This is a genomic window from Coleofasciculus sp. (assembly GCF_046539235.1).
GTDB lineage: Bacteria > Cyanobacteriota > Cyanobacteriia > Cyanobacteriales > Coleofasciculaceae > Coleofasciculus.
Genome location: NZ_JBKHHI010000312.1, coordinates 1 through 8,047, shown reverse-complemented (window position 1 = coordinate 8,047; position 8,047 = coordinate 1). Strand labels below are relative to the sequence as shown.

Genomic DNA, 8,047 nt, shown 5'->3' with positions numbered 1-8,047 from the left:
GTTGTTCCGTTATCGGTGGGGAGGGCGGGTTTTGTTGTTCCGTTATCGGTGAATAGCGAAATTTAGTCCCTAAACCCGCCCCTACAGATTCCCTAAACCGGTTCCTACAATTGATTGATTAATTGCCCTAAACTGTTGCACCTTTCAATAAACATGGTATTATCATCTCACGTAAACCACCCTGGAGATAAAACCGCGATCGCGACTGAAATCCAAACAGCAGCGCATCAATTTAATGTCCTGGATCAAGTCCCCATGGGCAACTGTGTCCTGCGATCAGATTTAGTTGTTTTATATTGGAATCGCTGCTTGGAAAACTGGACGCATATCTCCAAACAGCAAATCTTAGGTCAAAAAATTACCGATCATTTCCCCCACCTGAATCATCCCAAATATACCACCCGTCTCCAACAAATTTTTACGGGAGGACCACCCACCGTCTTTTCCTCCCAACTTCATGTTCACCTGATTCCTGCGCCTTTAGCAGACGGATCATTACGGATTCAACATACCACCGTTACCGCTGTTTCCAGTGAAAAAGATGGCGAGTATTATGCTTTATTATCGATTCAAGATGTTACCGAACTAACCCAACAAGTTCATAACTATCGTACCATGAGAGATCGGGCGATCGCGGAAATTCAAGAACGCCTTAGTACCGAGAAAGAATTAGCCGACTATCGTAACCATTTAGAAGAACTGGTCGCAGAACGAACCGCTGCACTCCAGACAGCCAATGAACAATTAAGTGTCAGTCAAGCCAATTATCGCAGTATCTTTGAAAAGGCGGTTGAAGGCATATTTCAACGTACCCCCGATGGCATCTATATCAGTGTTAATCCTGCCTTTGCCCAGATACTCGGCTATGCTTCACCAAGCCATTTTTTACAGTCCCTAAAAAATATTGAACAACAATTTTATGTTAATCCGGATGATCATCGACGTTTAACCAAATTAATTCAAAAAAATAAAGCCGTCTCTAAATTTGAAACCCAGGTTTATCGCCAAGATGGACGGAAAATTTGGATTCGCAAAAATGCCCGTGCCGTCACCGACATATCGGGAACCATTCTCTATTATGAAGGCTCAATTGAAGACATTACCGAAAGTAAACTCGCCGAAGAACGACTGCGAGAAAGTGAAGAACGCTTTCGCCTTCTAGCCGACACCGCACCCGTCTTAATCTGGTTAGCCGGAACCGATAGTCACTGTTACTTTTTCAATAAAACCTGGTTAGAATTTACCGGACGTAGCTTAGACCAAGAAATGGGTGATGGCTGGACAGACGGGGTTCATCCTGATGATTATAAATATTGTAGAGAAACCTATTTAAATGCATTTAAAGCCCAAAAACGGTTTCGCATGGAATACCGTTTACGCCGATATGATGGCAAATATCGCTGGATTTTAGATACAGGAGTACCTCGGTTTACATCCAATGGTCACTTTGCCGGATATACAGGTTCTTGTATTGATATTACCGATCGCAAGCAGGTCGAAGAACGACTGCGGGAAAGTGAAGAGAATTATCGTTCAGTCATTGAAAGCGTTAAAGAAGTCATTTTCCAAACCGATGCAACCGGAGTCTGGACATTTCTGAATCCAGCTTGGACAGAGATTACCGGATTTACATTAGGAGAAAGCATTGGCACAAACTTCTTAGATTATATTCATCCCGATGATCGCCAACGCAACGTAGACCTATTTCAACCCTTACTGGAACGGAAAAAAGACTATTGTCAGCATGAAGTCAGATATCTTACCAAATATGGCGGATATCGCTGGATTGAAGTTCATGCCCAATTAACCTTCGCCGCCGATAATACAATCACCGGCACTTCTGGCACACTCCGGGATATTACCCACTACAAATGGGCAGATAGCCAACTCAAAGCCAGCGAACAAAAACTTCGCAAAGTGATTGATTTAGTTCCCCATTTAATCTTTGCCAAGAACAAAGAAGGTCAGTTTATTTTGGTCAATAAAGCCGTGGCTGATACTTACGGAACCACCGTCGAAGCATTACTCGATCAAACAGAAGCAGCAGTTGCGCCATCAGTAGAGGATGCCCATCAATACCGAAAAGCTGACTTGCACGTTATTAATAGTGGAGAAACCCTTTATATTCCCGAAGAAACGATTACCAATGCCCAAGGCGATACTCGAATTCTACAAACAACCAAAATTCCCTTCTTTGTCGCTGACTCCGATGTTCCCGTTGTCTTAGGGGTATCCATTGATATTACCGATCGCAAGCAAGCCGAGATCGCACTTCAGCAACAATTAATGCGAACCGTACTGCTAAAGCAAATTACCCAAGAAATTCGCCGCAGTTTAAACACCAAAGAAATCTTTCAAACCACCGCCAGCCAAATTGGTCAGGCATTTGGCGTTAATCGCTGTATTATTCATACTTACCTCAGTGAACCGATGCCAGCAATTCCCTTTGCGGCGGAATATTTAGAAAAAGGGTATGAATCTATTCTCCAGTTAGAGGTTCCCATTCGGGCAAATCCTCATGTTCAACAGTTATTAAAACAAGACAAGGCAATTTCCTCACCGGATGTCTATGCCGATCCCCTATTATTAGGATGTAATCGCCTCTGTTGTCAGATTGGATTAAAATCAATGCTGGCAATTCGCACATCCTATCAAGGGGAACCCAATGGAATTATTGGCTTGCATCAGTGTGATTCCTACCGCCATTGGTCAAGTCATGAAATTGAGTTACTTGAAGCCGTTGCCGATCAAGTGGGGATTGCGATTGCCCAGGCGCATTTATTGGAACAGGAAACCCGTCAACGTCAGCAATTAACCGCACAAAATGTAGCATTAGAAAAAGCCCGACAAACCGCCGAAGCCGCCACCCAAGCTAAAAGTGAATTCTTGGCAACCATGAGTCATGAAATTCGCACGCCGATGAATGCGGTGATTGGTATGACAGGGTTACTTCTGGATACTGAATTGACCTCAGATCAACGCTATTTTGCCGAAACTATTCGCAATAGTGGGGATGCCCTGCTAACGATTATTAACGATATTCTAGATTTCTCAAAAATTGAATCCGGAAAAATGGAATTAGAGGAACAACCCTTTGAACTTCGCACCTGCATTGAGGAAGCGCTGGATCTCCTCACCACCAAAGCAGCCGAGAAAAATTTAGAATTAGCCTACTTAATTGAACCGCAAACCCCTAATTGGATTGCCGGAGATGTCACCCGGTTGCGTCAAATCTTAGTTAATTTAATTAGTAATGCGGTTAAATTTACGCCAACTGGAGAGGTTTTGGTTTCCGTAACCGCCCAGATTCTGGCGGATGAGGATGTAGAGACGTTGCCGGCAACGTCTCTACATCCGGGCGGGTTTGGCACTTGCTATCAGTTACAATTTGCAGTAAAAGATACAGGAATTGGCATTCCCCCTGATCGGATTCATCGCCTGTTTAAATCCTTTAGCCAGGTGGATTCTTCCACCTCTCGTCAATATGGGGGAACAGGATTAGGTTTAGCGATTTGCACAAGTCTGTGCGAAATGATGGGGGGTCAAATGTGGGTGGAAAGTGGCGGATCAGTAGCCGGAAATCCACCTAGAGGATGGATAGCAGAAGATCGGGGAGATGAAAGTTCGGGAGGTTCAATTTTTTACTTCACGATTCTGTCTGAATCCATCCCCGATTCAGCCGTGGTGGAACAACCAATCTGTGAAACTCACCTAGCTGGAAAACGGCTATTAATTGTCGATGATAATAAGACAAACTGCCAAATTTTAATCCGACAAGCCCAGTCTTGGGGTATGCTGGCTCAAGCAACTGAATCCAGTCAAGAGGCATTGACGTGGCTGTCTCAAGGTCAACAGTATGATATTGCCATTCTGGATATGCAAATGCCGGGAATCGATGGGATTACCTTGGGTGAACAAATCCGCCACCAGTTTAAGGATCGAGAGTTTCCCTTATTAATTTTATCCTCCATGGGTAAACCCGATATTGCCTCTGGAGTCGTAGAAGCGAATTTTGCCGCGTTTTTAAGTAAGCCGATTAAGCAATCGCAACTCTACAACCTGTTAACGCAAATCCTGAGTGGACAACCGACAAAAATCAAGCGATCGCCTGCGGGTTCTTCCTCTCTTGATCCCACTTTGGCGCAACGAATCCCCCTGCGAATCTTAGTGGCGGAAGACAATAAAGTGAATCAACAATTAGCTTTGCAGTTATTGCAGCGCATGGGATATCGCGCCGATGTCGCCGGGAATGGATTGGAAGCGATCGAGGCTTTACGCCGTCAGCCTTATGATGTGGTGTTCATGGATGTACAAATGCCGGAAATGGATGGCTTAGACGCCACCCGCCATATTTGCCACCAATGGTTACCCACAAACCGCCCACGAATTATCGCCATGACAGCCAATGCTATGCAAGGCGATCGCGAAAAATGTTTGGATGTTGGTATGGATGACTATATCAGCAAACCGATTCGGGTTAATGAATTAGTTCGGGTTCTGTCGCCAAGTCAGCCGACTGAGGAACCCCCAAAACCCACAGCCCAAGTTGAGTCAGTTCTTGACCCCCAAGTCTTACAAACCTTTCACGAGATGATGGGCGAGAGTGCGACTCAAATGCTGAGTCAATTGATTGATATTTATTTAGAAGATACTCCCGCCATGCTGGAAACGCTTAAAATATCCCTGCAAGAAAATAATTTAGTCTCGTTGCAACGCACGGCTCATACGTTAAAATCGTCTAGTGCGGCATTAGGGGCGATTAAGTTCTCCCAGCTTTGTCAAGACTTAGAAAATTTAAGCAAGTCTCAACTGATGACAGGCGTTTATGAACTCGTTGCCCAAATTGAATCTGAGTATCAACGAGTCAAGCAAGAGGTGATACGTTATAAGTTGTAGCTGACTTGAGCCTAGAACTAAAGTTCTGGCTAAAAGCTTAAACCCGTTAAAACGGGTTGAAAGACTTACCCAGTAAGCTCGATTCTTACTTGAACTTGCTAGCTGGAGTAAATTTATTTCCTGGCGTCCAAATTGGCAATATTTTGCTTAAGGAGCCTGCTATTCTATTTAGGTTGCATTATCCTTGAGGTTGCATTATCCACAGAAGGGCGGGTTTTGTTGTTCATTTATTTGTGGATATCTGAATTTAGTGGCTAAACCCGCCCCTACAGTACAGACGTGCCATGGCTCTACATGACCGCTAACTGGGGGTGATGAACCACCAATCTAACCGTTCAGCCAATCGGCGTAGTCATATTAAGAAAATTTACGGAAGTCTTGACTGGGGGAGGTAGTCGATAATAAAAATAACCATCACAAGCTGTATTGAGGCGCTGTTCGATGATTATACCGTCCCTGCTGATTTTCGCGATCGCTCTCGTCGCGGTTTACATTCATACCCATGTCGCAGAGGAATTAGTGCAAGTAGGGGCAACGATCATTGCGTTACTTTGTCTGGTGTTGAATCTGATTTTAGCGCCACTCGCGATAAAACTGCTCATTGTCGGGTCTATTTTACTCACAGCAAAACGGGCTTCATTAGCGCTTTTTAATTCCCTACTCCAGTAAACAGTAGACATGGAACGGGAACAGATAAGATGCCTTCTGCCTTCTATGACGTTGTAGCTTTAGCGATCGCAGACAACTTTAACCAGGATGGATAACTCCCCTCTGCCTTAATCTGCTGGATTTGCTCCTGGGAAATCGGTAAATTGAGACGCCCTGCTACCGCCCGGACAATATCGCCTCGGTCAATAACACCCGCGATCGCGCCGGCGGGAGAAAGTACGGTTAGATGCTTTAGCTGACAGGTTTCCAGAGTATTAATTACGTCTATTAAGGGAGTTTTCTCCTCAACTGTGGCAATTTCCGATAACGGGTGAACCAGACTCTCCAGGGACTCCATTTCCCAGCGACTGCGTTCGATTGTTTGTAAATCTTGAATCTTAACTAAACCGCGATAACGTCCCTCCGACGCGGCATAATAGGGCTTATTCGTCTGAATATCTGCCAGAATGTACTCATCCGCAAAAGACCGTAAGCTCATGGTGGCATCCAGGACACGAAAATCGCGGGTCATGGCGTCGGAAGCTTGAAGCTCAAGTAAGGCTGCTTGTAAGATGGTCAGGCGATCATAAGCATTGGCATTGCGATACACAAAAGAGCCGATCAGCGCCAACCACAGGACTGTCCATACCCCAGTCAACAACGCCAGTCCTACGGATACCGCGATCGCTAAACAGCCAATCAGTTTACCCGCCTGGGCTGCCCAACGTACCCCTTGCAAGCGATTCCCCGTCAGCTTCCAGATTGCTGCTTTGAGAACTTGTCCACCATCGAGGGGTAATCCGGGGATTAAATTAAACAGGGCTAATACCAGATTAATTCTTGCCAGATCCACCGCCACCAGATATCCCAGAGTTGACCCAGGCAGTGCCTGAGTTAACCCATAGAATAGACCAAAAAGGCAAAGGCTAACCCCAGGACCTGCGATCGCGACTTGAAACGCATCACCGGGAGTCTGAGACTCACGGTCAATCGCTGCCACGCCGCCAAAGATAAACAGAGTAATCGAATTAACTTTAATTCCCTGCGATCGCGCCACTAAACTATGCCCTAGTTCATGCAATAACACCGAAGCAAACAATAATAGCGCCATCACCAATCCCAGACTCCAGGCGGAAATTGACTGAAAACTCGGATCGAAATTCCCCGCCTTGAGTAAGGTTACCAAGGCTAAGATGAAAAACCACGACGGGTCAATAAAGAAAGGTATTCCGAATAATGAGCCAATTCGCCAATTTGACTGTATCAAGGTTTTTGCTTCCTGTGACGTTTACCTGGACTAGGGGTAAGTTAAGTTAAGTTTTGCCTACTTATGTATACTTATCTATACTTAAGTATAGATATGACTAAGTTTTTGGCAACGGTTCAGTATTCGTATTCTAAGATATCAGCTTTTAGATCCCCAGCTTCTTCAACAAGTCGGGGATCTCACCAGGGAAGAAAGGATCTGGAAATCCCGACTTAGAGTGCCCCGGCGTTACTCAGTCCCAAGATCACACCAGCGCCAACCAGGTGTCCCAAGCTAGCCGTTGCCAACAGTTCGGTCACACCGAAACGCTTGAAAATAGCGGGTTTGGGCAGGGGTAAATCCGGTCCCACACCCGGATTTTGAATCGCGTAGTACCCGACAACCAGTACCACCAGGTTGCAGATAATCATCACTAGCCCCACAGTGGGAGTCCAGTTAGGGGTTGAGGGTACAGACGATTGCACCGCCGCGAATAAGGTTGTGTTAAGCATTGTATATTCTCCTGGTCTTGATAAACCGATACAAGTGAAAAAATAATAAAGAATTATCGGGATAAAATTTATAAAATGTTGTAATATTTAACAATTTGACGAAAAAACGAGAATGGGGCTATCAATGCGGGTTAAAATTTGTGGCATTACCAAACCAGAACAAGGACAAGCGATCGCGCAAAAGGGTGCAACTGCCCTGGGATTCGTATGTGTACCCGCTTCCCCCCGTTACGTCACCCCGACTCAAATCGGATTGATCGTAGATTCATTGACGATATCGGTGGATACTATCGGCGTATTTGCCAACGCTTGTGTTGAAGACATCTGCGCCACAGTTACCCAGGCGAGATTGAACGGCATTCAACTTCATGGTAGTGAATCTCCCGAATTTTGCAGCCAATTGCGGCAATTTCTGCCTGAGATTGAATTGATCAAAGCGTTGAGGGTGAAAACCCCGGAAGATTTACAGTTAGCCGATCGCTATGTCAGTTGTGTCGATACCTTGTTACTCGATGCTTATCATCCCCAGATGCTAGGGGGTACGGGTAAAACACTCGACTGGGAAACCCTGGCTGAATTTAATCCCCCTTTACCCTGGTTTCTGGCTGGCGGCTTAACCCCAGAGAACATTGGCGGAGCGTTGAAACGATTGCACCCCGATGGGATTGATCTATCCAGTGGCGTTGAGCGATCGCCGGGAGATAAAGATTTGGATAAAGTCGCTTTACTGTTTGACTATTTGAAC

Annotated in this window: 5 protein-coding genes; 3 read left to right on the top strand and 2 right to left on the bottom strand. The window is 45.4% G+C overall.

Annotation, left to right across the window (positions count from 1 at the left end):
* Positions 1-153 precede the first annotated feature (153 nt).
* The gene (locus ACLFWI_RS22275) at positions 154-4,896 is read left to right on the top strand and encodes a PAS domain S-box protein (RefSeq protein WP_446414737.1); all 4,743 of its coding nucleotides are present in this window, start codon (positions 154-156) and stop codon (positions 4,894-4,896) included.
* Between the two features lie 441 nt (positions 4,897-5,337).
* Positions 5,338-5,565, top strand: coding sequence for a hypothetical protein (locus ACLFWI_RS22270; protein WP_446414736.1), 228 nt, complete (start codon positions 5,338-5,340; stop codon positions 5,563-5,565).
* A gap of 43 nt (positions 5,566-5,608) precedes the next feature.
* Here the strand turns inward: ACLFWI_RS22270 and ACLFWI_RS22265 are convergent, their stop codons facing one another.
* Together ACLFWI_RS22265 and psaK are read right to left on the bottom strand one after the other, a co-directional pair.
* Complete coding sequence (locus ACLFWI_RS22265; RefSeq protein WP_446414738.1) at positions 5,609-6,808, bottom strand: site-2 protease family protein; 1,200 nt, start codon at positions 6,806-6,808, stop codon at positions 5,609-5,611.
* A 215-nt stretch (positions 6,809-7,023) separates the two neighbouring features.
* A complete protein-coding gene (psaK, locus tag ACLFWI_RS22260; RefSeq protein ID WP_446408986.1) occupies positions 7,024-7,302 on the bottom strand; it encodes a photosystem I reaction center subunit PsaK in 279 nt (92 codons plus the stop codon).
* Positions 7,303-7,426: 124 nt separating this feature from the next.
* Between psaK and ACLFWI_RS22255 the strand changes: the two genes are divergently transcribed.
* Positions 7,427-8,047 (top strand): phosphoribosylanthranilate isomerase (locus ACLFWI_RS22255; protein ID WP_446414735.1); only part of this gene is annotated, 621 nt, incomplete at its 3' end.